Annotated in this window: 28 protein-coding genes, 4 tRNA genes and 1 pseudogene; 12 read left to right on the forward strand and 21 right to left on the reverse strand. The window is 64.3% G+C overall.

Translation table 11 applies throughout. The features are described 5' to 3' along the window. The 6 genes from tuf to EPN33_04620 form a co-directional block, all read right to left on the reverse strand. A partial coding sequence (gene tuf, locus EPN33_04595; GenBank protein TAN23434.1) for an elongation factor Tu occupies positions 1–126 on the reverse strand: 126 nt, incomplete at its 3' end. A 101-nt stretch (positions 127–227) separates the two neighbouring features. Beyond that, a tRNA-Gly gene (locus tag EPN33_04600) sits at positions 228–303 on the reverse strand. A 43-nt stretch (positions 304–346) separates the two neighbouring features. Further along, positions 347–422, reverse strand: a tRNA-Thr gene (locus EPN33_04605). A 2-nt stretch (positions 423–424) separates the two neighbouring features. Continuing rightward, a complete protein-coding gene (locus EPN33_04610; GenBank protein TAN23435.1) occupies positions 425–679 on the reverse strand; it encodes a hypothetical protein in 255 nt (84 codons plus the stop codon). 13 nt (positions 680–692) lie between these two features. Further along, positions 693–780 (reverse strand) — tRNA-Tyr (locus EPN33_04615). 28 nt (positions 781–808) lie between these two features. Beyond that, a tRNA-Thr gene (locus tag EPN33_04620) sits at positions 809–884 on the reverse strand. A gap of 283 nt (positions 885–1167) precedes the next feature. Here EPN33_04620 and EPN33_04625 point away from each other — a divergent pair. Then, positions 1168–1437, forward strand: a complete 270-nt coding sequence (locus EPN33_04625; GenBank protein TAN23436.1) for a DUF2191 domain-containing protein — start codon at positions 1168–1170, stop codon at positions 1435–1437. Next, a complete protein-coding gene (locus tag EPN33_04630; GenBank protein TAN23437.1) occupies positions 1434–1862 on the forward strand; it encodes a PIN domain-containing protein in 429 nt (142 codons plus the stop codon). Before EPN33_04625 ends, EPN33_04630 begins: the two co-directional genes overlap by 4 nt. Before the next feature lie 778 nt (positions 1863–2640). Here EPN33_04630 and EPN33_04635 read toward each other — a convergent pair. Continuing rightward, positions 2641–2727 (reverse strand): annotated as a pseudogene (locus EPN33_04635) (cytochrome c5 family protein). A 76-nt stretch (positions 2728–2803) separates the two neighbouring features. Between EPN33_04635 and EPN33_04640 the strand changes: the two are divergent. Continuing rightward, a complete protein-coding gene (locus tag EPN33_04640) occupies positions 2804–3226 on the forward strand; it encodes a hypothetical protein (GenBank protein ID TAN23438.1) in 423 nt (140 codons plus the stop codon). Positions 3227–3383: 157 nt separating this feature from the next. On the opposite strand, the gene EPN33_04645 is transcribed toward EPN33_04640, so the two are convergent. From EPN33_04645 to EPN33_04700, 12 genes are all read right to left on the reverse strand, one after another. Continuing rightward, complete coding sequence (locus EPN33_04645) at positions 3384–3653, reverse strand: hypothetical protein (GenBank protein ID TAN23439.1); 270 nt, start codon at positions 3651–3653, stop codon at positions 3384–3386. 899 nt (positions 3654–4552) lie between these two features. Next, positions 4553–6166, reverse strand: coding sequence for a hypothetical protein (locus EPN33_04650; protein ID TAN23440.1), 1614 nt, complete (start codon positions 6164–6166; stop codon positions 4553–4555). 517 nt (positions 6167–6683) lie between these two features. Next, entirely contained in the window at positions 6684–6941 is a 258-nt protein-coding gene (locus EPN33_04655) for a hypothetical protein (GenBank protein ID TAN23441.1), read from the reverse strand. Positions 6942–6967: 26 nt separating this feature from the next. Continuing rightward, complete coding sequence (locus EPN33_04660; GenBank protein TAN23442.1) at positions 6968–8257, reverse strand: radical SAM protein; 1290 nt, start codon at positions 8255–8257, stop codon at positions 6968–6970. Continuing rightward, a complete protein-coding gene (locus EPN33_04665; GenBank protein TAN23443.1) occupies positions 8250–11720 on the reverse strand; it encodes a CoA activase in 3471 nt (1156 codons plus the stop codon). The genes EPN33_04660 and EPN33_04665 overlap by 8 nt, the downstream gene beginning before the upstream one ends. 65 nt (positions 11721–11785) lie before the next feature. After that, positions 11786–13651 carry an activator of (R)-2-hydroxyglutaryl-CoA dehydratase gene (locus EPN33_04670; GenBank protein TAN23444.1) on the reverse strand — a complete coding sequence of 622 codons (1866 nt, stop codon included), beginning with the start codon at positions 13649–13651 and terminating at the stop codon, positions 11786–11788. Positions 13652–13885: 234 nt separating this feature from the next. Continuing rightward, positions 13886–14740, reverse strand: coding sequence for a M23 family metallopeptidase (locus EPN33_04675; protein TAN23445.1), 855 nt, complete (start codon positions 14738–14740; stop codon positions 13886–13888). A gap of 237 nt (positions 14741–14977) precedes the next feature. Beyond that, entirely contained in the window at positions 14978–15505 is a 528-nt protein-coding gene (locus tag EPN33_04680) for an inorganic diphosphatase (protein ID TAN23446.1), read from the reverse strand. Then, entirely contained in the window at positions 15502–16278 is a 777-nt protein-coding gene (locus EPN33_04685; GenBank protein TAN23447.1) for an MBL fold metallo-hydrolase, read from the reverse strand. Before EPN33_04685 ends, EPN33_04680 begins: the two co-directional genes overlap by 4 nt. A gap of 65 nt (positions 16279–16343) precedes the next feature. Next, positions 16344–16649, reverse strand: coding sequence for a zinc ribbon domain-containing protein (locus tag EPN33_04690; protein TAN23448.1), 306 nt, complete (start codon positions 16647–16649; stop codon positions 16344–16346). A 7-nt stretch (positions 16650–16656) separates the two neighbouring features. Further along, the gene (locus EPN33_04695; protein TAN23525.1) at positions 16657–17769 is read right to left on the reverse strand and encodes a pyridoxal phosphate-dependent aminotransferase; all 1113 of its coding nucleotides are present in this window, start codon (positions 17767–17769) and stop codon (positions 16657–16659) included. A gap of 50 nt (positions 17770–17819) precedes the next feature. After that, the gene (locus tag EPN33_04700; GenBank protein ID TAN23449.1) at positions 17820–18320 is read right to left on the reverse strand and encodes a pantetheine-phosphate adenylyltransferase; all 501 of its coding nucleotides are present in this window, start codon (positions 18318–18320) and stop codon (positions 17820–17822) included. A gap of 66 nt (positions 18321–18386) precedes the next feature. On the opposite strand from EPN33_04700, the gene EPN33_04705 reads away from it, so the two are divergent. From EPN33_04705 to EPN33_04715, 3 genes are all read left to right on the forward strand, one after another. After that, entirely contained in the window at positions 18387–19688 is a 1302-nt protein-coding gene (locus EPN33_04705; protein ID TAN23450.1) for a M24 family metallopeptidase, read from the forward strand. Between the two features lie 65 nt (positions 19689–19753). Beyond that, positions 19754–20068 (forward strand): hypothetical protein, encoded by a 315-nt coding sequence (locus tag EPN33_04710; protein TAN23451.1) that lies wholly within the window; start codon positions 19754–19756, stop codon positions 20066–20068. After that, entirely contained in the window at positions 20065–20499 is a 435-nt protein-coding gene (locus EPN33_04715) for a PIN domain-containing protein (GenBank protein TAN23452.1), read from the forward strand. Before EPN33_04710 ends, EPN33_04715 begins: the two co-directional genes overlap by 4 nt. A gap of 19 nt (positions 20500–20518) precedes the next feature. Here EPN33_04715 and EPN33_04720 read toward each other — a convergent pair whose 3' ends face one another. Continuing rightward, the gene (locus EPN33_04720) at positions 20519–21166 is read right to left on the reverse strand and encodes a hypothetical protein (GenBank protein TAN23453.1); all 648 of its coding nucleotides are present in this window, start codon (positions 21164–21166) and stop codon (positions 20519–20521) included. Then, entirely contained in the window at positions 21163–22386 is a 1224-nt protein-coding gene (locus tag EPN33_04725; protein ID TAN23454.1) for a tyrosine--tRNA ligase, read from the reverse strand. Before EPN33_04725 ends, EPN33_04720 begins: the two co-directional genes overlap by 4 nt. A 40-nt stretch (positions 22387–22426) precedes the next feature. Here EPN33_04725 and EPN33_04730 point away from each other — a divergent pair, with 40 nt between their 5' ends. The 6 genes from EPN33_04730 (at position 22427) to EPN33_04755 (ending at position 26411) form a co-directional block, all read left to right on the forward strand. Further along, positions 22427–23359 carry a dihydroorotate dehydrogenase gene (locus tag EPN33_04730; GenBank protein ID TAN23455.1) on the forward strand — a complete coding sequence of 311 codons (933 nt, stop codon included), beginning with the start codon at positions 22427–22429 and terminating at the stop codon, positions 23357–23359. Next, on the forward strand, positions 23356–24624 hold the full coding sequence (gene purD / locus EPN33_04735) for a phosphoribosylamine--glycine ligase (protein TAN23456.1): 1269 nt from the start codon (positions 23356–23358) through the stop codon (positions 24622–24624). The genes EPN33_04730 and purD overlap by 4 nt, the downstream gene beginning before the upstream one ends. Then, positions 24617–25126, forward strand: coding sequence for a 5-(carboxyamino)imidazole ribonucleotide mutase (gene purE, locus EPN33_04740; protein TAN23457.1), 510 nt, complete (start codon positions 24617–24619; stop codon positions 25124–25126). The genes purD and purE overlap by 8 nt, the downstream gene beginning before the upstream one ends. Positions 25127–25499: 373 nt before the next feature. Continuing rightward, entirely contained in the window at positions 25500–25730 is a 231-nt protein-coding gene (locus EPN33_04745; protein ID TAN23458.1) for a hypothetical protein, read from the forward strand. 108 nt (positions 25731–25838) lie between these two features. Continuing rightward, complete coding sequence (gene rplU, locus EPN33_04750) at positions 25839–26141, forward strand: 50S ribosomal protein L21 (protein TAN23459.1); 303 nt, start codon at positions 25839–25841, stop codon at positions 26139–26141. 12 nt (positions 26142–26153) lie between these two features. Beyond that, the gene (locus tag EPN33_04755) at positions 26154–26411 is read left to right on the forward strand and encodes a 50S ribosomal protein L27 (GenBank protein TAN23460.1); all 258 of its coding nucleotides are present in this window, start codon (positions 26154–26156) and stop codon (positions 26409–26411) included. Positions 26412–26453 lie beyond the last annotated feature (42 nt).

Raw genomic sequence — 26453 nt, forward strand, 5'->3', positions numbered from 1 at the left:
TTTCGGATCGTGCTTCGCCAGCACCTTCGTGATCGCCGCCGTCAGCGTCGTCTTGCCGTGATCGATGTGCCCAATCGTGCCCACGTTTACGTGCGGCTTGGAACGGTCAAATTTTTCTTTGGCCATAATCTCTCTCTCTACCTAACGTCCGCTGCCACCCTCACAAGCCCTGCTTCGCGCGATGCGCTTCGCAGGGCAAGTTTGGCTTGGTGCAGCCAAGCCAGACTTGGAGCGGGAGACGGGATTCGAACCCGCGACAATCAGCTTGGAAGGCTGACACTCTACCAACTGAGCTACTCCCGCGAATCCCTGTTCCCTCTTCCCTTCCCTCAACCCTCACCAAACCTGGAGCCGATGACCAGGATTGAACTGGTGACCTCGTCCTTACCAAGGACGCGCTCTACCAACTGAGCTACATCGGCCGCTACTCGTCCGCTGCTTCCTCCTCGCGGTCGGCTTCACGGCCCACCGGCGAGGGCGCCTCTTTATGAGGCGTCCACAAGGTCCGGCCGGCGAACAGCAGCACGATCGCTACCGTCACCAGACGGATGCGCCAATCGCTCAGCGTAGCCAGCGCAGCCACAATGAGCGCGGCGTACAGCACCATCGCCACCAGCGTCCGGATATTGCCGGATGCTTTGGGCGGGGCTGCCCCGATGCTCGACTGTCCTACTGCCATCCCACTCGCATTCTGGTGGACAGGGGAGGATTCGAACCTCCGTAGCCCCAAGGGGCGACAGATTTACAGTCTGTTGGTATTAACCACTCACCCACCTGTCCGAAACCCAACTCTTCCCTCAACGCTAGCTGGAGCTGGCGGAGGGATTTGAACCCCCGACCGGCTGATTACAAATCAGCTGCTCTACCAACTGAGCTACGCCAGCGCAAAATTCTCCGTAGACTGGACACGCCAGCCTCGGAGCCCTTCATCATTGGCGACAAAGGTCTGATTGTATAGAAAACGGAACCAAAATTGCAAGCTTCGCTGCCAACCGCCGGAATCCTAACCATTATAGCGCAATAGGTCGTGACCGCCAGCGCCACGGCAGCCAGCTCCCGGTGCCACAATTGAGCACTTTGAAAATTGGCGTGGAGACCCCAACACCGCAGCCCCCGCGTATGGCAATGATGCTTTGATGTCAGTCTTTAGTGTGCGAAGATGGCTGTATGCGGACGACATTGACTCTCGATGACCAGATTGCAAGCAAGCTGAAGGCCCTGGCTCAGCGCTCGGATTCATCGTTCAAGGCAACCGTCAACGCGACTCTGCGGCGGGGCCTCGTGGCAGCGGGAGCGTTGCCACGGGCAAAACCGTACACAACCCCTGTGTTCGCGATGGGCGCGGCAGCGGCCGGCCTGAACCTGGACAAGGCGTTGGCGATCGCCGACAAGCTGGAAGACGAGGAGTTGGCGCGCAAACTGGCGATGCACAAATGATCCTTGTCGATGCCAACCTGCTGATTTATGCGGTGAATAGCGATGCGCCGCGGCACGCGAGAGTGCGCGCGTGGCTGGAAAAGGAGCTGTCCAGCGAAACTGAGGTCGGGCTTGCGTGGGTCGTGGTCCTGGCATTCCTGCGGGTGATAACCAAGCCAGGAATCCTTGCGCATCCGCTGGCGCCGGAGGCGGCGTTGAGAATTGTGGACGGCTGGTTCCAGCAGCCCTACGTGGTACCCGTGTCGCCGGGACCCAATCACTGGCCGCTGTTGAGGCAGCTCGTCTCCGTAACCGGCACCGCCGGCAATCTCACGACAGACGCCCATCTGGCAGCCATGGCACTGGAGCGCGGCTGCACTCTTTACTCCTGCGACTACGATTTCCGCCGCTATCCGAATATCATGCACGCCGATCCGCTGGCGTGATCCCGCCCTCGACTGGACACGCCGGCCTCGGAGCCCTTGGCGGGGTGGTAAAGTGGGCGCATGCGCCGCTGGGCGATTACCGTCATATGTATTCTGGTTGCCGGCGGACTGGCGTGGTCGTGGTGGGCGATGCCGCCGTCCATTGTGCGCAGCCTGCCGCCTGGGCAGACGCTGGTGTACCTGAATTGTCGACCGCTGCGGGAATTGGGCATGACAGCCGGGGGGGCGCAGCCGTCGCCCGGCTACGCCGCCTTTGTACGCGAGTCGGGGTTTGATTACCAGACAGATCTGGATGCAGTCGCGCTGTCCCTGAACGGCCGGCCGACGCAGCCGGTCGATGCTACCGCAATCCTGCGGGGCCGGTTCGAGCCGAAGTTCACCGCGTACTTGCAGCAGCACGCGCTGCGCGAGGAGCGAATCGCCGGAGCCAGGGCGTATGTGTTTCCCGGCTGGGCGCGGCCGCAGCAGTTGCTGACGGTCGTGCCGCTCGGGCCCCGGGAGCTGCTGGTGACGAACGCGCAGGATGCCGCGCCGGTGGTAGCGCAGGCGCGGCGGTGGTGGTCAACAGCGCCGGCGCTGTGGCGCGCGGGCAACAACTGGCGGCTGCTGGTGGGCTATGCCGATATCAATGCCGAGCAATTGGAAGCAGCGCGCGCGCTCGATGGCACGCAGTTGCCCTGGCAGGGCGTAGAACGGGTCGAAGTGAGCCTGCGGGGCAGCGGCGGCGGCGTGACCGTCGCCGGAGGCGCGCAGGCCAGCAGCGCGGATGCCGCGGCCGCGGTGCAGCAATGGGTGCAAAATGAATTGGACGCGCTGCGGCCGCTATGGCCGGAAACGCCGGGGCAGCCGACGCTGCGGGCGCTGCTCGACCGCGTCGAGACGGGACAGAGCGGACGGCAGGTCTGGCTGCGGCTCCGCGTTAGTTCGGCAACGCTGCGTGAATGGGCGAGTGCGCTGCGGTGAACGCCACCGCGGTCACCGATTTCGTGCTGGCGGCAGTAGCGCTGACGTTTGCGGTGCTGCTGGCGCGGAGCTGGCAGGCGCATTGGATCTGGGTGCTGGCCTATGCGTTCGTGACGGCCGCGGCTTTCGCCGGCGGGATCTTCCACGCAGGCACGCACAGCGGGACGCTGTGGAACGCGACCCTGGTTCTGATTGGCGTAGCCATTGTTCTGTATATTGCCGCCTCGTTTGCCGGAGGATTACCGGCCGGCGCGCCGCGCACGCACTGGATCATCGCCGGCGCGGTCGTCACCGCGATTGGCTTCGGCTTGCAGCGCAGCCCGCTGCGGGTGCACAACGTGGTCTACCACCTGGTGCAAATCGCCGGGCTGTATCTGTTTTACCGCGGCGCCCGGCTCTAAAAAGTCGAGCTGCGAACCGATCCGCGCGGCCATGGTGGGGCTGCCAGCGCGGGCTGCTCGCGGCTGAGGTGCTAGGCCATCGCGAGGCAGCCTTCGTCTGGGTGCGGTGGTTTTCAAGTGTTGCAGAACTGGTGAGCAGCTGCCGCGGCCCTTGGAATTATCCGCCGCGGCTATCGCGTTTTTGCCACTGCTCGCGCAAGCGCGCCCAATCGTCGGGCGCAAAATCCGCAGCATAGGTACGCTCCAGGATGGCGAAGCGCAGCGCGGCGCCAGCGAGGCCGGGATTTTCCTGGCGCAGGCCAGCGATGACCAGTTGCCGCGCGGTACTGAACATGGCGCAGGCGGCACGCACGCGCTCGCTGCCGCTGCGCTGGCGCCAGAGATCCGCCATGGCCTTCTCCGCCCAGGGGCTGGTATCAGTCATCAAGATTGAGCCTCCTGCAGCAAGTCGGAGATGCCGAGCTCGGCAGCCCAGCGCTCGAGATTCGTCGCCACGCTACGCAGGAGCAAACGCGCATCCGAAGCCGCAGCTCAGACCCAGAGGGCTGTGACCAGGCCAGTTTGGAGAGAATCAAATCTTCAGGCGAGACGGACCAGACCTGCGTTCCGGCGGCGTCGATGCGCCGGCATCTCGGATCCACTTTTACGATCACGGTGGTGTGGGTCGGGTTACACACCCCACGTCCCGCGATCGCGCGCCGCACCTCGTGCCCGTCCACCAGGAACTCATCGGCAAAAAGTGTGGAGATTCGCGTCGCGCATTTGCAGCTCGACCACGAGATCGATGTCTCACGTCATGCGTGGCTGCGCGTAGAAAGCGGCTGCCAGGGAGCCGGTGACCGGGTAGGCGATCCCGGCCGCTTCGAGCCGGCCGCACACCAGGTGCAGAACGGCAAGCTGGTCGTCCATACTGTCGGCCATACCGCGCTTAGTATACGGCGCAAGCGCTGTCCACGCGAACGACGGCGCTCGGATGTTGCCAGCGGCTCTTGGCGTCACTGCGGAGCAACGGCACAAAGCGAGCACTTTTGCGGCGTGCGACGGAGCGCAAAGAAGAGCACGACCGCACCACCGATCGCGGCAAAAATAATGAGCGTGTTGCGGATGGAATGCGGGTGTTTCGTGCGAACCGCCGGTACGGTTTGGTTCTGCACGCCTGGGGAGGCGTGCAGAACAGGGGTAGGGGCAGTTCTAGCGTATGCCGCTGCGGACGCCTCAGGCGCGCGGGGAGCTGTCTGTGCGCGCCCAGTTGCGAGGAGCACGATGGACGCGAGGATCATGACCATCAGCCGGAAGGCGGCAGATTGCGTTTTCATCCGTTACTCCCTAGGACGCACCGCCGGTGAACTGGGTGCCGAGGTTGATGGTCGGCGCTGGGCCGCAGGCGTTCGTACACTGGTCCACGACCTGGGCCGCCGCCGGATAGTTCGTGTACGGACCTATCGCCTTCGTAGTCAGCGTAAAACCTCCGCCGCTGGTGTATGTCGCCGTGATGTACGGCGAGGAAAGGCAATCGCCGACCAGCCCCTCCGCCATGGACTGAGAGGTGTCGAATGTTGTGTCGTGAGAATAGCCGCACGTGTAATCGCCAACGGTGATGCTTATGTAGCCGAAATCCGTGTAAAGTTGGCGGCGGCCTCTGCCGTTCGAGTAGATGCTGCCGGTGTCGGTCGCGGCGGTTCCCTGCGTACAGCTTGCCAACGCCGCGCCCATGTTGAGTCTGCGGCCGTCCGTTGCGTAGCCGAGAAGCTGCGGCTTCTGGTCCGCGGTGCCCTCAACGGTTGCAATCAGTGCATACGGCGACAATGGGCAGACCGACTCGAGCAGTGCGACCGCGCCCGCGACGATGGGGGCAGAGGCGGAGGTTCCGCCGAATAGCGCAGGGTTGTTGCCGGTTGTGTCGCCCAGGGTCGTAGTTAGCACGTTGGTTCCTGGGGCTGCAATGTCACCGCCGCTATCGGTGCACTGGCCCGGGCCCCAATTGGACGGGTTGTCGTCCTGGTCGCTCGCAGCTACGGCGATTTCGTCGCTTAGGTGATAGGCGACCGGCCAGCCTGGGGTGCTGCAATCGTCGCCAGTGCTCGCGGCAAAGACGACGCCCGTATCGGCTGTCACGAGCGCCATCTCATCCTCGAATGCCGAACCCTGAAGATCGGCGTGGCTCATGCTCGCGGCGGCGAAGCGCAACCCAAATTGCTGCGCGATCTGAATCGACGCGTCGAGCCCCCTGATTGCTGAGTCTACATCGCAGTACTGCGTGCAAATGCTTATGGGCAGCAGCGTCATGTTGTCGGCGGTTCCGGCGATGCCGACGGAATTGTTGCTCACCGCATCGGCCGCGCCGGATACGAGCGTCCCATGGCCCTCATTGTCGTATACCTGCCCAGTGCAGCCCGCCAGGCCAGCCATGGCGTTGTAGCCGTGGGCGCCTTGAGGGCAGTTGTAGGTAATCCCGAATTCATTGATCGTGTACGAGTGCGGCGCGGTCCACACATTTGCGGCAAGGTCGGGGTTGTTGTAGTCCACGCCGGTGCCGTAAATGACAACGATCTGGCGGGTCCTGTTCTGGTCGGCGTCCGCAATCGCCCACGCTGGCTCGGCGTTGACGTCGTAGCTGGCAATACCGCAGGTGGAACCATAGCACTGGCCGGTGTTTTTGAGAGCCCACTGCTGCGTAAAGTCAGGGTCGCTCGGATCGCCGGACATCATCGGGTGCGCCGATCTGGGAGCGCTTACCGCTGTGTTGTTCCCGACGTAGTCGGGTTCGACCTTCAGGACCCGGTCATCGTTGGTGAGCATTTGAATGAGCTGCGCCACGGTCAGTGTCGGCGATTTGACATCGTACCAGCCGGCGCCGCCGATCGGCTCCAGATAACTAGCCGCAGTGTTGAGCTTGACGGAGCTGAGCACGGCCTCCGAAGGAGGCGCCTTGAATTTCACAAGGACCTCATGCACGGCCACGGTGTGCGACTTGTATTGCGTTGTGGCTAGCTTTTGGATAGCAACGTGCTGCTGGGGGGGTAACGGTTGACTGGGACGCAAGGCAACTTGCGCTCAGCAGGAGTGAGGCCAGAACTAACTTGCTAGTCATGGGCAGGAACTCCTTTCGCTGCCCATGCTACTCCGAACGGCTCACGGCAGAGCACATAATTTTCAGGGATAAAGAATATCGACAAAATTGTGACGAAAGCACGCGTGCGGGCGCAAATATGCTCCTACAGCTTCTTTCCATGGGCGGGCTGCCCGGCGAGTAGGAATGTTTTCGGGAATGCGCCCTCGCCACACAGCTTAAAGGACCCAAAGTCCTTGTACCAGGGACCGCTGGGGGCTTCCGGACTGGAGCGTCTCCAGGCTTGCAGCCGCATTAAATCCTCCGCGCGGATTTTTCGGTCAGCCGCTCGCTCAAACAGGTGGTCGCGGAGTTCGGGCGGCAACCCATCCCATCGAATGGGCGGCATCAGCCCTCGAACGTAAGGCGCGCCAGCTCTTCTTTGATCTTTTTACGCCGTCGCGCATCATCACTGGAAGCGAGCTCATCGATCAGACCGAGATAATGGTTCCGCTGCCGCAGTTCTGCTTCCAAGCCCGTCTCCACTAAACGGGCTGCGGTCTGGCTCAGACTGGCGTTGTGCGACTTCGCCAAAGCTTCCAGTTGGCGAACGGTCGCGGTGGGCAGCAGAACGGCGTGGCGGCGCACGGTCGAGCGGCGGGGCATACGCCCATTATGCGCCGGCCGGGGGCTCAGCTTTGGTCCATGCTGCCGGTGACGCCGCGGAAGCCGTGGAGGGCCTGCTTGAGAAGGAACTTGATGACGCGACCGTCGTTGTAGGCCATGGCGACGTTGTGGTTGAGGGTCGAGAAGCAGGTGAGCGAGCAGGTCTTCTTCATCTCGTCGAGCTGGGGCTTTTCGAATTTGTGGGCGCCAACCGTGCCCCAGTCGCGCGAGGCGGAATAGAGCGGGAAGCAGGGGGCGAGCGAACCATCGACGCGGACGATGAGAGTGTTCTGGCCGGCGCGGCATTTCCAGGGGCCTTGCTGGCCGCGCATGAAACGCTTCATGGCCTCGAGGCGTTGAACGGAATCGACCATTTTGTAGCCGGACTTGTTTTTGTCGATGATCCAGTCGATGGTGGCGTCGACCGCGGGCCAGTCGTCGCGGGTGATGTAGGTTTCGTTGCGCTCCAGGTGCTTGAAGTCGCCATGGTCGGTCATGGGCGACTCGTTGATGTGGTAGTCGGTCGAGATGCCGTGATCATGGGCGATTTCGGTGAGCTGACGCACGTCGTCTAGATTGTTGCGGCAGATGTTGATGTTGAAAAAGACCGTGAAGCCGTAGCGGTACTGGCGCTTGCAGAGGTATTCGAAGTAGCTGCGGATGGGGGCGAGCGCCTTGGGCAGGCTGGGTTTGATCTCGACCGAATCGACGGCGAGATTGACGGTGGCGACGCCGGCATCGCCCAACTGATCGATGACCTCGGGGCGGAGCAGGCGGCCGTTGGTGGGCAAGTAGACCCACATGCCGCGCTTGGTGGCGTAATAGACGACTTTGTGGACGAACTGGGGCCGGAGCAACGGCTCGCCGCCCATCAGCGCCAGCACGCCGGTGCCGTTGTCGGCGAGCCAGTCGAGCGCGGCGCGGGCGACGGGCTCGGTCATGCCCTTGACGCTGTTGTTGTAGGCCCAGCAGTAATGGCAGTCGAGGTTGCATTTCCACTCGGTGAACAAGTAGGCGATGATGGGGTGAAAATTCCCGGGCATGACGCGCGAACGGACGTAGGGGAACAAATAGCCTTTCAGATCCCGGTACACATGACGCGCGCCCCAGTGACGCTGCGGTGGGGTGTCATAGGGAGGGGTGTTGAGATCCTCCTCGCGGGTAGCGTAAACGTCGGGGCGCTGGGGGAAGGGCGGATCTTCCAGCAGCAAGCCGGTCGGAGGCTGATAGGGCGCGGGCTTAGCCGCAGCGCCCATAAGAAAATCGTGCAAGCTTACGTCTAAACGATGTTGGGGAGGGGCGGCGGGTTCAGGCATGGACGAGGTTGCTCTCAGTTTCCGCGCGCAGTTCGCGTTCGAGTTCGGCCAGGCGCGCTGCGATGTCACTCTCGGCGGTTTGACGCGCTTTGCGGCGGTCGGCGATGTCCTCGCGGTAGCGGCGCAGGAAGTAGTCGATGGTTTCCACACGGATGCGAATGGAACCTGTCGGCTTGTTCTCGTCGAGATCCTTGAAGGAAAAGTAGGGCGTGCCGGAGCTTTCGATGATGCCTTCGACCACGCCGTAAATGGGCGCGTCGTGGCCGCACTTGAAGCTGGAAATCTCGAGCGCCACGAGATTGGGGTGGCGGGCGGTGAACTTGGCCGCCCAGACTTTGTGGTTGGTGGAGGCGGAGAAGGAATTCTTCCAGACGTCGGAGATGTCCAGCGGATCCTGGATGACGCCGGCGCGGACTTCGGCGCCGAAGAGGCGCTCGAGCAAATCTTCATCGAGCGGCAGCAGAGACTGGGAGAAGACGGGATAGCCGAGCTTGCTGAACTCATCGAGGATTTCGTGGTTGAGGCCGGGATCATGATGATACGGGCGGCCGAGCATGACCAGGCCGACGCGGTCTTCGCGCTCGAGCTGATCGAGAGTTTCGCGCGCGCGGCGGCGCATGTCGGTCTCATAACCGGTCATGGCGGCGAAGCCGGCCTCGACGGCGCGGACGTTTTCGTCTTCCGTGAGCGAGAGCATGGGATCGAAGGCCTTGAAGAGCTGCCAGGCGAGCAACTTGTGGTCCTGGAAATCGAGCACGGGGCCGAGAAAGCGCACACCGGCTTCGGCGAACAGGTTTGACTCCTTGATGAAGGCCGCCTTGGCGGTTTCCGGCGTGGCCGTCACCGTGGGACAGGCGTTGGAGCCGGTGAGATGGGTGAGCGGGGTGTGGAGTACGTCCACCATGGCAAAGAAGATAGCGTCCAGAGATTTTTTGGGATGCTTGACGCTGAGCAGGTTGTGGACGTGGGCGATGCCGATTTTGGCCGGGAAGCAGGGGTCGATGGCGCCGCGGCTGGAACCAGCGCGATAGAGATCAGGCGAGGTGTAGTCGGAGTAGACGATGTTTTCCGGCTTGATGCCCAAGGCCTGGAGGTAGCCGTTGTAGAAGGGCGCGTAGACGTAGGTGTTGAGGACGCGCGGGATGCCGATGCGGACCGAACCGCGCGCCCCAAACAGCAGGGCGCGCTGCTTGGCGGCCTCGGCGGCTTTGCCCCAGTGGAAGCCGGCAGCTTTAGGCTCTTCGGCCACGCAGTCCACGACGGGCGGGCGAAACGCCTCGTGGGCGGCGAGATCGACCAAGTTGGGGTTGGCGGCGCGCATTTTGTCGAGACCGGCTTTGATGTCTTTCATGGCGCCGAGTTCTTCGACCGTGCCCTTTTCGCAGGTGGCGATAATCAGGCGCTGCTCGCCCTGCAGGATCGGAACTTTCGATTTAAAGTTGGCGACCGGCTCGGGTTGGGCGTTGGCGATGGTCTGCACGTCGATGAAGGTGCGCAGGCAGTTGTTCTTGCAGAAGTAGCAGCGGGTGGCTTCGTTGCGGGTGGTGCGGTACTGGATGCGGGCGACGGCGTCGAGTCCGATGAAGGAAGTCTGTTTGCCGCGCCGCCAGAGACGCAACGCTTCGACGGCGGCGCCGATGGCGCCGGATTCGCCGCAGTGCTGGTGGATGATGATCTCGGGCGGCGCGGCGCCCTTGAAACTGGAACGGATGAAGTCGACTTCGGACTTCACCGCCGCGAGATTGTTTTGCGTGCCACCCTGAAGCACGAAGCGCGAGCCGAGGGCGGCGAGACTGGGAATGCCGGCGACGTAGAGGAAAACGTTTTTGGGCAGCACCGCGGCCAGGCCGGCCAGGATTTCTTCGGCGCGCCAGCCCTGGCGCTGGAAGCTGACGATGTCGGATTGCATGAAGACGGCGCAGCCGTAGCCGAACACGGGCATGGTCTCGGCGGCGAAGGCGATGTCGGCGTACTTTTCGACCGGGATGCCGAAGCCTTCGGCGGTGGACTGCAGGAAGTAGCCGTTGCCGGCCGAGCATTGGGTGTTGAGCTTGAAGTCCTTGACGCGGCCGTCTTTGAGGACGATGAGCTTGATATCCTGGCCGCCAACATCGACGATGACGTGGGGATCGTCGTAGAACAGCATGGCCGATTCGGTGTGGGCGACGGTTTCCACCAGAGCAACATCCGCATGGAGGACATCTTTGAGCATGTCCTTGGCGTAGCCGGTGGTGCCGGCGCCCAGGATTTCGAGGCGCGCACCGGAGGCTTCGACTTTTTCGCGCAGCTTGGCGCAGACCTCCATCGTGTCCTGAATGGGATTGCCTTTCGAGAGCTGGTAGACCTTCTCCAGCACCTGGCGGTGCTCGTCGAGCAGGGCGACTTTGGTCGAGGTTGAGCCGCCATCGAGACCGAGAAAGCCTTTGACGACGTCGCCGGAGGCAAAGGTCGCGGGCGTGAACGGCACCGGGCGGAATTGCTCACGGAAGGTTTTGAGTTCTTCGGGGTTTTCGACCAGGGCTTTGCCGCCGGATTTGAGCTTCTCCTGGTGGCGGCCGACGTCGAGGTAATCGAGCAGCGGCGCGGTGCCGGCGTAGACACCGACGTCGGCATCTTCGTCGCGGCCGAAGGCGATGGCGCCGAGCGCGGCGTAGTATTGAGCGTTGTCGGGCACGCGGATGAGATCTTCCGGTTTGGCGCCGGGCGGGATCTCGACGTGGCGTTCTTCCCAGATGCGGGGTATGTTGGCCTGCCAGCATTCGCGCAGGCCCCGGATGAACGAGTTGGGTCCGCCCAGCAGCAGCACGTGCGGCCGCAGGGTGTTGCCGCGCGTGAGCACGCTCAGGTTCTGCAGGACGATGGCTTCGAAGAGCGAAGCCATCAGCTCGTCATTGGGCGTGCCCGCTTTTTGCAGGCTGTTGATATCGGTTTCGGCAAAGACGCCGCATTTGCCCGCAACCTTGTGCAGCTTGATGCCGTGATAGCCCTGGTTGCAGAGATCGACCGGCGGGATTTGCAATTTGGCGTTGATCTTGTCGATGACCGCGCCGGTGCCGCCAGCGCACTTGTCGTTCATGGAGGGGATTTTCTTTTTGCGGCCGCCCTGCTCGCCATCCTTGAAGACGATGATCTTGGCGTCCTGACCGCCCAGCTCGACCACCGAATGCACCTCGGGATGCAACTGTTCGACCGCCAGGGCGACGGCCGTTACTTCCTGAACGAACTTGGCGCCGATGAGCGTGGCCAGCGGCCCGGCGCCGGAGCCGGTCATGAAGATGCGGTCGCGGCCGGCGGTGAGACCGGCGTCGGCTTCCATGCGGCGCAGGAACTCGAGGACCTTTTCCGGCTGCTTGGTCTCGTGGCGCTGGTAGTCGCGCCAGTGAATTTGGTCGGAAGATTCTTCGCCAACCAGAGCTTTGACCGTGGTTGAGCCGACATCGAGGCCAATCAGGAGGCGTGGCATCGCAGGGTTCCTTTCTGAACGGTGTTCGGTTTCCGTGTTCCGTGTTCAGTGCACAGTCGTGGGGGCTAGACCGCAGAGGCGGAGGTAGCGCTAGGTGCGGGCTCGGAGCGATGGCCGTGGGGAACTTTGTTGCGGAGATGGAGGACGAAGTTCGCCGCGACCGAGGTTACGCCTTCGGTGTGGGGGACGCGATAGAAGGGGCGGCGAAGCTCGGGATGAGCCTGGGTGTAGGCGCGCACGTCGGCGAGGGAGACGCCGGTTTCGCGCAGGATGCGCTCCATCTCCATTTTGGCTTTGACTTTGGCTTCGCCCAAGGCCATCTGGACGCGGCTGTGGGCGTTGACGGCGCCTTCCCCACTGGTTTCAATCGGCAGATAGATCATGTCGGGGAAACGGTTGACCACCGCGGATTGCGCGCCGTCGGACTGCGAAGAAGGCATGCAGCCGAAGGGCTTGAGGCCGAGCACCATGTGGCAGAGTTTGTGGGCGGTGTAGTAGACGTTCTTGCCGACTTCGAGATGGCCCTCGCCGCCGCGGGCTAAGTTGTTATAGAAGGGTGCGGCCACGCGCGCCAGCTCCTTTTGGGGCACGAGGTGATGGGTGATATTGCCCAGGCGCTTGGTCACGCGGTGATAAAACAGCGTCCACATGGCCTCGCCGATGACCAGCATCAGCCACTTCTGGCGGAATTTGAGCTCGTTGGCCAGCATCTGATGCGGCCGCCTCCAGGTCGCTTTGGGATGGGGCGCGTTGATATGGCGGTTGGCGATGGTGGTGATGCGGACCAGATGGATCATGTAGGCCACCCAGGTGGCGATGGGTTCGACGATCACCTGGGCGCCTTCCTCCTCGATGAAGCGGAACATATGGAAGTTGCCGTCACCTTCGGTGATCTGCGCCCAGAACTCGCCGGTGATCTTGACTACCGGCCGCAACCGGGTACGGTCCACCGCGATGGTATTCAGCTTGTCGCGGCACTCGCGCAGTGCCGAACGGAACTCGCGACCGTAGAGGTGGGAGTAGATCTTGCAAAGAATGCTGCCGGTGTCTTTGATTTTGGTGTGCCGGGCAAGCCAGGGCCTGATTGCTTTGGGGGCGCGCTCCATCAGCTCGAAGGGGTGCTGATTGTGGATGCGAGTGCAGAGCTGGTTGACGGCCTCGTCAAAGACGCGGTCGGTTTCGCCTTTGTTCACCTCGAAAGGACGGATTTGGTAGACCAGGTCGTTGATGGCGTCGCCCAGCAGCATGGCATTGAGCATGCTCATGCCAAAGTTGACGGTGAACTTCAGGCCGGGCTCGCCCGAGGCAGCCTTGATGCCATCTTGCTGCTGGAATAGCAGCACCCGGAAGCCGTCAAAGCCGGCGTTCTTCAGGGCATAGCGGTACTCGGCCTCGTACATGCCAAAGCGGCAGGGACCGCAGGAGCCGGCGGTAAAGAAGACGTAGTTGTCCACAATCTCCTGGCGCGGCACGCCTTCAGATTCGAGTTTTTGCAGGAACTGGACCAGATTGCCGACGGTGAAGTACGTCGGGTTGCACTGGCCGTTGTTGCCGAACTCCTTGCCCAACTGAAATGCCGCCACGTCGGGCACGGGCAGCACCACGCAGTTGTAGCCGTTGCCCTGAAACGCTGCCTGGATCAGGCGCTCGTGTTTCCAGGTCAGGCCGCCGAACAAGAGGGTGACGCGGTCGCGCTCCGCACCGGTAAAGGCACGTTCGATGGGGCGGTGAAAGTGCTTGGAGGCGCCGGGCTGGTCCTCGAGGCCAGCCTGCTGACGCAGCCGCAGCCGTTCGGCAGCCAGGCGCTGCGCAATGGCGCGCTCGCGTTCGGCGTGCAGGGCACCGGCGGAGGAGGCGGCCTGCGCCTTTTGGGCCTGGGCGGCGGGATCAAGCTGATCGAGAGAAACAAAGGCAGCGCGGGGCAAGGGCATGAGACTACTCCTTGCTTGCGCTTGATTAACGTGGCGGGCCTGGGGTTTCCTTGGGAGAAGGGAATAATTCTGGAGGCGCGGCGCCGGCGGGTTGCCCTGCTTCGCGCTACCGCGGGCTGGATGTCTGGCGCCGGCGGGTTGCCCTGCTTCGCGCTGCGCGGGCTGGATGCCTGGCACCGGCGGGTTGCCCTGCTTCGCGCTGCGCGGCTACGCAGGGCGTACAGCTATTTGCGCTTAGCGCAAATAGCTGTACGGATTCACCGGGGCGTGGTGAATGCGCACTTCGTAGTGGAGGTGAGGACCCGTGGTCCAACCGCTCTCACCGACATACCCGACGACCTCATCACGATCGACCTGCTGGCCGACGGCGACGGCTAAGCTCGACATGTGGGCGTAGAGGGTTTGCACGCCGTGGCCGTGATCGACAATGACCGTGCGGCCATAGCCATCCATGATGCCGGCAAACACCACGACGCCGTCGGCGGTGACATGGACTGACGTACCAAAGGGCACGGCAATGTCAATGCCGGCGTGAAAGGCGCCTTCTCCCTGGAAGGGATCGATGCGTTCGCCGAAGCTGCTGGTGATGCGGCCGCGCACCGGCCAGATGTCCGGCTCCCAGGCGCCCATGCGGTTGTGTAGGGGCAGAGAGGCTGCCATGGCGCGGGTTTCGAGCACCTGGAAGCTGCTGAGGGTGTCGGCGTAAATCTGGCTGGCCGGCACCAGGTTGGCCGAGGCGGCCAGAGGCAGGCCAGGGGTGCGGCTGGCGTTGCGGACGCGATCCTTGAGGCTGGCGTTGTGCTTGAAGTTGTACAGGGCGCTGACTTCACTGGCCAGACTGCCCAGGCTGGCGACCTCAGCTTTATAGGTATCGGCATCCTTGCGGGTGTGATCCAGCTGGGACTCGAGCAGGTTCTGGCGCGAGCGCAGCTCGTTGAAGGCCTGTACCTTGATGAGCATGCGACCGTAGGAGCCGGCAAAACCGGCAATCGTGACCAGACCCACGGCAGCACAGATGACAAACGCGACAACCCACCTTACCGGGATCGGGACTCGATCAACCTGGCCGTCCCAGTCATGGCGGACCATAAAGATGTAATAGCGTTTGCGCAAGGAAAGTCCGGAGGCGGCCCGGGGAGAAAGACATCCGCCATCAGTGACTCTAGCAATGACGCCGTCCGGCCGTCAATGGTTTGTTGGCTAAAGGGATATTTTTCAATCACTTACAGGATGCGTGGCGGTCAGCGGATCAGCTTGTCAGCGGTCAGCTTGAGCACGACACCGGCGGGGGTACGCGGGGGCGTAACCGCCTGCAGGCCAGAAGGCTCAGGAGTGGGGCGTGGCGGCGTAGCGCTGGCGGGAGGCCTCAATGAGGGCGTAGGCGTGGCTGCGGCCGAGCCAGCCCTGGCTGACGACGTCTTTGTACTCGAGAGTCTTGTAGGTGCGGAAGAAGTGTTCGATGAGGCGCAGCTCGTCTTCGGCGACGTGCTCGAGCTCGCGCACCTCGCGGTAGGTGCGGTCGTGGGTGGCGACGGCCAGGACCTTGTCGTCCGCGCCTTTTTCATCGCGCATTTTGAGCATGCCGATGGGGGCGGCCTCCAGCATAACGCCAACATCGAGGGGTTCGCTGATCAACACCAGCACATCGAGCGGATCGCCGTCCTCGGCGAGCGTACTGGGCAGAAAGCCGTAGGCGGTGGGGTAGAACATGGAGGCGTAGAGGACACGGTCGAGGCGGAACACGCCCAGCGTGACGTCGTACTCGTACTTGGCGCGCGTGCCTTTGGGAATTTCGACGATGGCGTTGACGCGCTCGGGCGCAGCCTCACCCAAGGGCAGATCTTTCAGGTTCATAACACGATAGATGGCATGGGCTCGCGCTGCGGGGCGACGTGAAGCTGGGGACGGGAGGAGCGCGGGGCGAGGGCGCGTTCGGCCGAAAGCAGGGCGAGGCTGGGCAAGTTGTTGTTTTCGCTCAGGTGGGCGAGCACCACGTGGGCGGCGGAGCCATCAAAACCGTCGCTGAGAAACTCGGCCAGGCCGGTATTGGACAAATGGCCGCGTCGGCCGAGGACACGCTGCTTTAACTCCCAGGGATAGCCGCCAGTTTTGAGCATCTCGAGATCGTGGTTGGATTCCACCACGGCGCAGTCGGCGTGGTGCAATTGCAGGCGGACGTTTTCGGGCAAATAGCCAAGGTCGGTGACGAACACGACGCGGACGCCCGCGGCACAGAAGCGGAAGGCGACCGGATCGGCGGCGTCGTGGGGAATGGCAAAGGACTGAACGGCGATGTCGCCGATTTGCCAGCTTGCGCCGGTGGCAAAGCACTCAACCCGCGGCAGGGCGTCGCCGGCCGCACCGAGAGCGGCGCGGGTGGCTCCGTTGATAAAGATCGGGACGGGGAATTTCGCCGCCAGGCGGGGCAGGCCAGCAACGTGGTCGCTGTGCTCGTGGGTGATCAGGACAGCGTCGAGGCGCTCCGGCGCGATACCGGCGAGCATCATGCGCCGCAGCAGCTCGCGGCGGCTGAAGCCGGCATCGAGCAACAGACAGGTGGATTCGGTTGCAAGAATCGCAGCGTTGCCGCGGCTGCCGCTGCCGAGAATCGTGAGGCGAACACTCACGGTTCTAAGTTATCAGTTATCAGTTTTCAGTCGTCAGTTTTTTCCCGCCATTCGATGCTGCGGGGCTAATCGCTGGATTTTGTCGCGGCGGTGGAGGCGGGCTTGGGGGCGTCGGCCGACTTCGCGGTGTCGGTTGGTTTCGCCGTATCACCGTTAGTGTGGGGCTCGTGGGAAGCTGCCGTCGAGGTGTTGGAGTGCCCGTAGTCGGTGACGTACCAGCCGGTGCCTTTGAACTGGATCGCCGGAGCGGAGATCAGCTTCTCCAAAGGTCCGCCGCAGAATTGGCAGGTCTTGAGGGGTTCGGCTGAGAACGATTGGATTTTTTCGACGCGCCGGTGGCAGCGCTGGCACTCATATTCGTACAAAGGCACGACAAGATCAGTGTAGCACTGTGCGCAGCCGCTGGAGGCCCGCGGCGATGACTTCGGGCGCGGCGGCATAGGAAAAACGCAGGTGGGCGGGACCGCCAAAGACTTCGCCGGGAACGGTGACTACGCCGGCCTCGCGCAGCAGTTTCTGCGCCAGTTCGTTGGCCGTCGACATGCCCAGGCGGGTCAGGGCGCCGGAGACATTCGCCCAGGCATAAAAGGCTCCCGCGGGGAGCTGGCAGCTCACGCCGGGCAAGGCGTTCAGACCGGCGACGATCAGCCCGCGGCGTTCGCGGTAGGCGGCAAGCATGGCCACGACGGCGTCCTGGGGGCCGCTGAGCGCTTCGACGGCGCCGGCTTGCGCAAAAGTGGTGGCGTTGCCGGTGGAGTGGGATTGCAACGCCAGCATGGCCGCACGCGCGGCCGGGGGAGCAAGGACGTAGCCGATGCGCCAGCCGGTCATGGCGTAGGTCTTCGAGAGCGAGCCGCAGATGATGGCGCGCTCGCGGGCGCCAGGCTCGGCGCCGACGCTGTAGGGCCTGGCGTCGTAGACCAGGCGGGCGTAGCACTCGTCGCTGAGCAGCCAGAGCCGGTGCTCGCGGCAGAGCGCGAGCACGGCGCGAAACAGCTCCGGCGGCAGGACGGCGCCACTGGGGTTGTTGGGCGAATTCAGCAGAATGGCGCGGGTACGGGGTGTGAGGGCGCGCTCGATGGCGGCGAGCGAAAGCGAGAAGCCGGCGGCTTCGCCGGCTTCGACCAGGACGGGCGTGGCGCCCACGTAGCGGATCTGGTCGCGGAAGCTGACCCAGTAGGGCGCGGGCAGGATCACCTCGTCGCCGTCGTCGACCAGCGAACTGATGGCATTGAACAGGCCGTGCTTGCCGCCGGAGGTGACGAGCACATCGTCCGCTGCATAATCGGAGCCGAAGTCGCGGCGGTGGGCGGCGGCGATGGCGGCGCGCAGGGCGGCAGTGCCGGCGGTGGGAGTGTATTTGGTATTGTGGGCCGCGAGTGCGGCGATGCCGGCGGCGGTGATGTTTTCCGGCGTTGCAAAATCCGGCTCGCCGGCGCCGAAATCGACCAGGTCGCGGCCCTCGGCCTTGAGGCGCGCGGCCTCGCTCATCACCGCCGCAGTGCCGGAGATGGCGATGCGCGCGCTGCGCGCCGCCAGCCTCACCGGCCCGCTCCGCGGGGGGCGAGTTTGGCGCGGAGGCGGCGTTCGACTTCGGGGGTGACCATGCCGGCCACGAGGCGGCCGCCGGCGGCGACCTCTTTCACCAGGCGCGAGCTGAGGTAGGCGTAGGCTTCGCCGGGCATCAGGAAGACGGTTTCCAGGGCGGGCGCCATGCGGCGGTTCATCCAGGCCATCTGAAACTCGTACTCGTAGTCACTGATGGCGCGGATGCCGCGCAGCAGCGCGCGGGCGCCGCGGCGCTCGGCGAAATCCACCAGCAGGCCGTCGAACTCGCAGACCTCGACGCCGGCCAGCGATGCGGTCATTTCGCGCAGCATCTCCAGGCGCTCTTCGACGCTGAATAGCGCCTGCTTGTCCGAATTGCGCAGCACCGCGACCAGCAGCCGGGGAAAGATGCGGCTGCCGCGCTCGATCAGGTCGAGGTGCCCGAGCGTGGGCGGGTCGAACGAGCCGGGGTAGATGGCCAGGTCGGCGGTCATAGGATTTTATGCGGGCCAGCGTTTTCCATTGTAATTCCACATGCAGTGTCTGCTATATTCCCCGGCATGCAACCCAATCGCCGCCAATTCCTCAAAACCAGCGCCCTGGGCGCCGCGGCCATGCCGCTGGCGCTCAGCGGCTGTGGCCATCGCTCTGCAGCTGCAGCGGAAACCGCTGGCGCACCGCCGCTACCCGCCGCCCTTCTGGCGCTGGAACCGGTCGCGCCCAAGGTCGTGCCCATCACCGAAGGCGAGCGGCGCCAACGCCTGGCGCGGGCACAGGAGCTCATGGGGGTGCACAAAATCGACGCCCTCTTCATGGAAGGCGGCAGCTCGCTGATTTATTTCACCGGTATGCACTGGTTCACGAGCGAGCGCACCATGGGGATGCTGCTGCCGCGCTCCGGCGATCCCGTCTACATCACCCCGGCGTTCGAGAAAAACCGGGCGCTCGAGCAGATCCGCTTCGGCCATGACGTGCGCACCTGGCAGGAAAACGAAAGCCCCTACGAACTGATCGCGCACGCGCTGGCGGACCTGCGCGTGGCGACGGGGACACTGGGCATCGAAGAAAAGACGCCGTACTTCATGGCCTCGGGCATAGCCGCGGCCGCGGGACGGGCGAAGATCGTCAGCGCCACGCCGGTGACGGCGGGCTGCCGCTCGGTGAAGAGCGCAGCGGAGCTGGCGCTGATGCAGGTTGCCAATAACGCGACGCTTTCGCTGTACAAGGCGGTGTGGGAGGGGCTGCGGACGCATGGGCCGGGCATGACGCAGCATCAGGTTTCGGCCTGGATTGATGCGGGCTACCGGCGGCTGGGCTTACCCGGCGGGGCGAGCATCAACGTGGGCCAGTACACGGCGCTGCCGCACGGCTCGCGCGAGCCGCAGCAAATTCTGGAAGGAACGCCGGTGATGCTGGACGACGGCTGCCAGGTCGAAGGCTATACCAGCGACATCACCCGCACTTTTGTGCTGGGCAAGGCGAGCGACAAGATGAAGAAAGTCTTCGCCATCGTGCAGCAGGCACAGCGGGCGGCGCGCGCCGCGGCGCGGCCGGGCGTGCCCATGGAGTCGGTCGATGCCGCGGCGCGCAAGGTGATCACCGACGCCGGCTACGGGCCAGGCTACAAATATTTCTCCCACCGCCTGGGCCACGGCATCGGGCTCGACGGCCACGAATGGTACTACCTGGTGCAGGGCGACCGGCGGCCGATCGCCGCCAACATGACCTTCAGCGACGAGCCGGGCATTTACATTGTGGGCGAATTCGGCGTGCGGCTGGAGGACGACATGCACATCACGCCGGAGGGCGCGGAGTGGTTCACGCCCCAGAGCCCGTCGATTGAAGAGCCGTTCGCCAGTTAGTGCTCCGCCTTGGCCGGAGTTCCGATCATCTTGACATCGGAGCGCGACGACATCATGATGTTGTCGTGAGGACGACGCTTACCCTCGATCCCGATGTGGCGGCACTGCTCAGCCAGGAAATGCGGCGCACTGGCGCCACGCTCAAACCGACGGTGAATCAACTCCTGCGCCGGGCCTTCGCGGGTGCACCGGGGCTTGCGCGCAAGCGGTTCCGGTACGCGGCTCGTCCGCTGGGCTTACGCCCGGGTTTTGACCCCGATCGCATGAACCAGCTCTACGATCAGCTTGAGACCGAGAGTTTTCTCGGCCAAAGGCGGCAGGAAATGCAGGACAAGAACGGGTCCCGCAAGCGCGTGCCCCGAAAGGTGGCGAGCGACTGATTCTTCCCGACGTGAATCTTCTGCTGTACGCCTACGACGCGGCATCCCGGCACCACAAATCAGCGCGTAGCTGGTGGCTGGAACTGCTGAACGGAACCGAACCGGTAGCGCTGGCGTGGGTGGTGCTGCTGGGCTTCCTCAGGGTCTCGACTCAGGCGCGCGTATGGACGCAGCCGTTTTCGGCTGCCGAGGCCTGTGGCCACATGCGGTCCTGGCTCGAGCTGCCCCAAGTGAGCATCGTGGCTCCCGGGCCGGATCACGCCCGCATCCTTTTCGGCATGGTTGAGCGCTTGGGAATAGGCGGCAATCTCACCACGGATGCCCATCTTGCGGCACTCGCCATTGAGTACCAGGCGCAACTGCATTCCGCCGATGCCGACTTCGCCCGCTTCCCCGGGCTGCGCTGGCACAACCCGCTGCGGGCTGCGTAGCCTTGCCAACCCCAGCGCGCTAATCTTTCGCCTTGGCAAACTCTTGCAGCAGTTTGCGGGCGCGTTTTTGGGCGGCGTCCATGATGTTGGGGTTGGCAAGGGTGGCCTGGAGGGTGGGGGCGAGGAGCTGGGGCTCGGCCATCTGGTGGCCGGCCCAGTCGGCTTCGATCTGGTTCATGATCTGGAGCACGTCGAGGGGCTGGTACTGGAGGGCGCGCTGGAGGCGGATGGCGTCCATGCCGGTGACGGAAATGCCCTCAAACAGGCTGACCAGAGCCGCCGCGTGCTGGTTGGTGGTGTAGGTGAACTGCTGCGAGGTGTGATGGCTGTCGTCGTCGTAGGCGAGCATTTTGTCGCCGGTGTAGGCGACGTTCTGCTTTGACTGGAGCGTGGAGCCGGCGAAATCGTGCAGCGCGCGGACGCCGGCGAAGATTTCCTGCAGCGCCTGCGGTGAGGCGGTGAAACTCAGGGTCGTGAGCGGCATGCCGGCTTTTTCGCGGGCGGCGTAGGTGGCGCGGCCGTCACGGTAGACTTCGATCTGGAAAAAGGGCGGCACCGAGCCTTGGAAGCTGCGGGCGTAGGTGACGCGCGGGCTGCCGAGGGATTGCGCGCCGAGCGTCAGCGCGCACAGCAGCGCCACCATCAGAACCGAAAAGCGGAACTTCATGACGTTATTTTAGCCGGGCGGGGCAGCAGGCGGGCGTAGTGGTGCTTGCCGACTTTGATCACCACCGGCTGGGCGAGGAGCGCCGGCAGGCGCGTCTCGCGGTAAATGGCGCCATCGAGCGAAACCGAGCCGGCTTCAATCAGCCGCGCGGCGGCGCTGACCGACGGGGCCAGGCCGGCCTCGACCAGGAGCTTGTCGAGGCGGTCGCTGGCACTCACCGGGCGCCCGGGGATTGCGGCGGGCGCTTCCCCGCCCTGCACCACGCGCGCGAAGGCGGCGCGGGCGGCGGCCGCGGCCTCGCGGCCCTGGAAATCGGCGGTAATGGTTTCGGCGAGGTCTTTTTTGACGTCCATGGGATGGCGGCGGCCGGCGGCGACGGCGGCGCGGGTGGAGGCGATTTCGGCCTCGCTCTGATCGGTGAGCAACAGGGCGTAGCGCCACATGAGCTCGTCGGAGATGGACATCAGCTTGGCGAACATGGTCTCGGCGGGCTCGGTGATGCCGACGTAGTTGCCGAAGGATTTCGACATTTTGCGCACGCCGTCCAGGCCCTCGAGCAGCGGAACGGTGAGGATGATCTGCGCGGGCTGGCCGTAGGCGCGCTGGACTTCACGGCCGAGCAGCAGGTTGAACTTCTGATCGGTGCCACCCAGCTCGACGTCGGCATGCAGCGCGACCGAATCGTAGGCCTGCGCCAGCGGATACAGGAATTCGTGGATGGAGATGGGCTGGCCGGCCTGATAACGCTTCTGAAAATCGTCGCGTTCGAGCATGCGCGCCACGGTGCACTGGGCGCAGAGGCGCACGAAGTCGGCGGCGGTGAGCGCGCCCAGCCACTCGCTGTTGAAGGCGACGCGGGTGCGGCGCTCGTCGAGCAGCTTGAAGACCTGAGCGCGGTAGGTGGCGGCGTTGGCGTCGATTTCGGCGCGGGTGAGGGCCGGACGGGTTTCGCTGCGGCCGGTGGGATCGCCGATCAGGCCGGTAAAGTCGCCGATGAGGAAGATGACCTGGTGGCCGAGATCCTGAAAATGCTTGAGCTTGCGCAACAGGACGGTATGGCCGAGGTGCAGGTCGGGCGCGGTGGGATCAAAGCCGGCCTTGACCTGAAGCACACGGCCGGCGGCGCGGGCCGCGTCCAGGCGCTCGCGCAGCTCGGCGGGGGCGATGAGCTCGTCGGCGCCTTTGGCGATGAGCGCCATTTGCGCGTCGATTTCCGGCATAGGCGATTATTATAAAGCTGGCCTTTGGCCCCCACCCTGCATGGACTTGTCTGTTGATATCGCCGGACTGCATCTCCCCAACCCCGTGATGGCAGCCAGCGGGACGTTTGGCTACGGCAATGAATTCGAAGATATCGTGCGGCTGACGGGGCTGGGGGCGGTGATCACCAAAGGCCTGTCGCGCGCGCCCATGGCCGGCAATCCCAGTCCGCGGCTGCTGGAAACCGCGGCCGGCATGCTGAATTCCGTGGGGCTGCAGAACATCGGCGCGGCGGCGTTTCTGCAGACGCGGCTGCCGCGGCTGCGGCAGTTGGGCGTGACCGTGATTACCAACGTGTTCGGCGAAAGCGTGGAGGACTACGTCGCCACGGTGGAAATGCTGAACCAGGGCGAAGGCATCGCAGCCTACGAGCTGAATGTGAGCTGCCCCAATACCGCCTGCGGCGGCATGGTGTTCGGCACCGACGCCGGACTGCTGCACGAACTGGTGACGGCGGTGAAGCGGGTGACGCGGCGGCCATTGATCGTGAAGCTCAGCCCCAACGTCACCAGCATTGCGGAGATGGCGCGCGTGGCCGAGGCGGCGGGCGCGGACGCGATCTCGCTGGTGAATACGTTCTTGGGCATGGCGATCAACCCGGAGACGCGGCGGCCGCGGTTTGCGCGCGTGGTGGCAGGGCTGTCGGGGCCGGCGATCAAGCCGTTGGCGCTGCGCATGGTGTGGGAGGCGTCTCAGGCGGTAAAGCTGCCGCTGATCGGCGTGGGCGGCATCGCCAGCGGCCGCGACGTGGTGGAGTTTCTGCTGGCCGGCGCCAGCGCGGTGCAAATCGGCACCATGAACTTCTGGGATCCCAAAGCGACCGAGAACGTGCTGCGCGAGCTGAAGAAGTTTTGCCGGCGGCACGGCGTGGACGCGGTGCGCAGCCTGACGGGCGCGCTGGCCGTAGAAGAGGCCACGGGGGAACAGGCATGAAGATTCTGGTGTTGGGCGGCGGCGGACGCGAACATGCGCTCTGCTGGAAGCTGGCGCAGTCGCCGCAGGCCGAAGCGGTGCTGGCACTGCCGGGCAACGATGGCATCGCGGCCGCAGGGGTGCGCTGTCTGGCGGGTGACGCAAGCGACGCGGCGACGGTGCTGGCGGCGATTGCCGCGCACGGCATCGACCTCACCGTGGTGGGGCCGGAAGCGCCGCTGGCGGCAGGCATCGCCGATGCGCTGCGCACGCAGGGCAAGCTGGTGTTTGGGCCGGCGCGGGCGGCGGCGCGGTTGGAGAGCAGCAAAGTTTTCGCCAAGGAATTCATGGCGCGCTATGAAATCCCGACGGCGCGGTTCGCGGCGGTGGATTCGGCGGCGGCGGCGCGGCGGGCGCTGCAGGTAATGGGTGGCGTCGCAGTGCTGAAAGCCGATGGCCTCGCGGCCGGCAAGGGCGTGGTGGTGCCGGAAACCGCGGCGGAAGCAGAAGCCGCGGCGGAAGCGATGCTGGCGCAGTACGGCAGGCTGGTGATCGAGCAGCGGTTGCGCGGCCCCGAGCTGAGCGTGCTGGCCATCTGCAATGGCGAGCAATACCTGACGCTGCTGCCGGCGCGCGATCACAAACGGCTGCGGGAGGGCGATCAGGGACCGAATACGGGCGGCATGGGGGCGATCTGCAGCGCAGCGCTGCTGCCGCACGAACTGCAGCAGACGATCGAAGAGAAAACCATCGAACCCACGCTGGCGGGCATGAGCGCCATGGGGACGCCCTTCGTGGGTGTGCTCTATTGCGGCCTGATGCTCACCGCCGCGGGCCCGAAGGTACTGGAATACAACGTACGTTTCGGCGATCCGGAAACGCAGGCGATTCTGCCCTGCTGGGGCGGGGACCTGGCAGCGGTGCTGGCGGCCGCCGCGCGCGGCGCCGCGCTGCAGCCGCCGCCGGCGGGCGCACTGGCGCCCTGGGGCGCGTGCGTGGTGGCAGCCGCGGAGGGCTACCCGGGAACGCCCACGCGGGGCGACGCCATCGACGGCCTCGACGCCGCGGGCCAGCTCGCGGGCGTACAGATTTTTCACGCGGGCACGCGGCACGCCGAGGGTCAGTGGCTGACCCACGGTGGCCGGGTGCTGGCCGCAGCGGCGAGCGGCGGCGCGCTCGGCCAGGCGCTGGGCGCCTGTTATCACGCGTTCGACTTCCTTCATTTCCGCGGCATGCAGGTGCGCCGCGATATTGGCCAATTACAAGGAGACTCCATTCATGCCTAATGCTTCTACCCCGCTCGTCGCCATCCTGATGGGCAGCGATACCGATCTTCCGGTGATGCAGCACGCCGCCGAGCAACTCGCCAAGTTCGGCATTCCCTACACCATGGACGTGATTTCGGCGCATCGCTCCCCGGCGCGCACGGCGGAGTTCGGGAGCACCGCGATCGCGCGCGGCCTGAAGGTGATCATCGCCGGCGCGGGCGCTTCGGCAGCGCTCGGCGGGGCACTGGCGGCGGAAACCACCTTGCCGGTGATCGGTGTGCCCCTGGCGACGACGCCGCTTTCCGGATTTGACGCGCTGCTATCGACGGCGATGCTGCCGGCGGGCGTGCCGGTGGCAACGATGGCGGTGGGCGCGGGCGGCGCGACCAACGCCGCGGTGCTGGCGGCGCAGATCCTGGCGTTGTCGGATGCGGCGCTGGCAAAAAAACTCGTCGAGTACAAACAGGAACTCATTCGCAAAGTGGAGGAGAAGTCACGCAAGCTGCACGCGAAATCTTAACGAGTGCAGTGACTGCCAAAACGAGCGGACCGATGTCAAGAATTTTTTTTCAAAAAAAGAACGATTTTGCTTGACTCGGGAGTAGTGGAGGCCATATATCTTGGGTTGTGATTTCCACAACCCCACAGGATGGGGTTGGAAGATCGCAAAGGAGGAAAATATGGCTACCAAGAAACCGGCGAAGAAGGCCGCGAAGAAAAAGCCCGCAAAGAAGAAGAAGTAGCACTTCCCACCCACTTGGGAGGCCTCGTGCCTCCCCACCGAAAAATAGGATGCGCAGGCTGCGCATCCTATTTTTTTCTCCCTTCATCCAATAAGCAGGTACTCACATAGGCACGTGGCTTCGCAAATGTGAGTATCGGGGGGGAAAGCAATGAAACTGATCGAAGGGTTGTTGCGGCAGTGGCAGAATCACACCTGCAATCACCAGTGGGTGCGCGCGCGTTGGGACGATGGTAGTTACGGACTGCGCTGCGCGCGCTGCATGAGTGCCTACGCCCACACCTGGAACGAAGTCATTGGCGAATCCACGGCTGCGGCCCCGGTCGCGCTCAAGGTAGTGGCGGCCACCGCCGCCCTGACGAAACTGCACCGGGTGGCCTGAGGCACATCGCCGGCCGCGGCTCCGCCACGACGTTGCGCCGGCTTCTGCTATCATTAGGGTCTGCGCTTGCGCCGTTCGACGGGCTACTGCGCACACGGAGAGTCCTACATGTACGCAGTCATACGCAGCGGCGGCAAGCAATACCGGGTAAGTCCGGGCGATGTGCTGACGGTGGAGAAGCTTCCCCAGGCAGCCGGCGAAGCGGTCGAGTTCGCCGATGTTCTGGCAGTCAGCGAAGATGGGTCGGGGGTGCGCGCCGGTACGGGCGCGCGCGTGAGCGCAAAGGTCGAGGCTCACGACCGCGACCGCAAGATTCTGGTCTTCCATTACAAGCGCAAGAAGCAGTACAAGAAACTGCAAGGCCACCGGCAGGCGATCACGCGGGTGCGCATCCAGGACATTCAGCTTTAGGCGGCAGATTCCATGGCACACAAAAAAGGATTAGGCAGTTCCCGCAACGGACGCGATTCGAACGCGCAGCGGCTGGGCATCAAGCGCTACGGCGGCGAGCGCGTGCTGGGTGGCACCATTCTGGTGCGCCAGCGCGGCACACCCCTGAAGCCGGGCGAGAATGTCGGCCGGGGCAAGGACGACACCCTGTACGCGCGCGTGGCGGGCGTGGTGGAGTTTGTCGACCGGGGCGGGCGGGGCAAGTTCGTGAACGTCCGCGTGAGCGCCTGAGGAAGGCCGCGAACACAAGCGGGACGCGTGGCGGAGCCGCGC

It is taken from the genome of Acidobacteriota bacterium (assembly GCA_004299485.1).
Lineage (GTDB): Bacteria > Acidobacteriota > Terriglobia > Terriglobales > SCQP01 > SCQP01.

Coding starts and splice junctions, on each gene's coding strand:
- EPN33_04755 (TAN23460.1), top strand. CDS start 26,154: ATGGCACACAAAAAAGGATTAGGCAGTTCCCGCAACGGACGCGATTCG.
- purE (TAN23457.1), top strand. CDS start 24,617: ATGCCTAATGCTTCTACCCCGCTCGTCGCCATCCTGATGGGCAGCGAT.
- EPN33_04725 (TAN23454.1), bottom strand. CDS start 22,386: ATGCCGGAAATCGACGCGCAAATGGCGCTCATCGCCAAAGGCGCCGAC.
- EPN33_04705 (TAN23450.1), top strand. CDS start 18,387: ATGCAACCCAATCGCCGCCAATTCCTCAAAACCAGCGCCCTGGGCGCC.
- EPN33_04665 (TAN23443.1), bottom strand. CDS start 11,720: ATGCCACGCCTCCTGATTGGCCTCGATGTCGGCTCAACCACGGTCAAA.
- EPN33_04700 (TAN23449.1), bottom strand. CDS start 18,320: ATGACCGCCGACCTGGCCATCTACCCCGGCTCGTTCGACCCGCCCACG.
- EPN33_04695 (TAN23525.1), bottom strand. CDS start 17,769: ATGAGCGAGGCCGCGCGCCTCAAGGCCGAGGGCCGCGACCTGGTCGAT.
- rplU (TAN23459.1), top strand. CDS start 25,839: ATGTACGCAGTCATACGCAGCGGCGGCAAGCAATACCGGGTAAGTCCG.
- EPN33_04640 (TAN23438.1), top strand. CDS start 2,804: ATGGGCGAGTGCGCTGCGGTGAACGCCACCGCGGTCACCGATTTCGTG.
- EPN33_04680 (TAN23446.1), bottom strand. CDS start 15,505: ATGAACCTGAAAGATCTGCCCTTGGGTGAGGCTGCGCCCGAGCGCGTC.
- EPN33_04730 (TAN23455.1), top strand. CDS start 22,427: ATGGACTTGTCTGTTGATATCGCCGGACTGCATCTCCCCAACCCCGTG.
- EPN33_04655 (TAN23441.1), bottom strand. CDS start 6,941: ATGCCCCGCCGCTCGACCGTGCGCCGCCACGCCGTTCTGCTGCCCACC.
- EPN33_04745 (TAN23458.1), top strand. CDS start 25,500: ATGAAACTGATCGAAGGGTTGTTGCGGCAGTGGCAGAATCACACCTGC.
- EPN33_04670 (TAN23444.1), bottom strand. CDS start 13,651: ATGCCCTTGCCCCGCGCTGCCTTTGTTTCTCTCGATCAGCTTGATCCC.
- EPN33_04660 (TAN23442.1), bottom strand. CDS start 8,257: ATGCCTGAACCCGCCGCCCCTCCCCAACATCGTTTAGACGTAAGCTTG.
- EPN33_04720 (TAN23453.1), bottom strand. CDS start 21,166: ATGAAGTTCCGCTTTTCGGTTCTGATGGTGGCGCTGCTGTGCGCGCTG.
- EPN33_04630 (TAN23437.1), top strand. CDS start 1,434: ATGATCCTTGTCGATGCCAACCTGCTGATTTATGCGGTGAATAGCGAT.
- EPN33_04675 (TAN23445.1), bottom strand. CDS start 14,740: ATGGTCCGCCATGACTGGGACGGCCAGGTTGATCGAGTCCCGATCCCG.
- EPN33_04610 (TAN23435.1), bottom strand. CDS start 679: ATGGCAGTAGGACAGTCGAGCATCGGGGCAGCCCCGCCCAAAGCATCC.
- EPN33_04625 (TAN23436.1), top strand. CDS start 1,168: ATGCGGACGACATTGACTCTCGATGACCAGATTGCAAGCAAGCTGAAG.
- purD (TAN23456.1), top strand. CDS start 23,356: ATGAAGATTCTGGTGTTGGGCGGCGGCGGACGCGAACATGCGCTCTGC.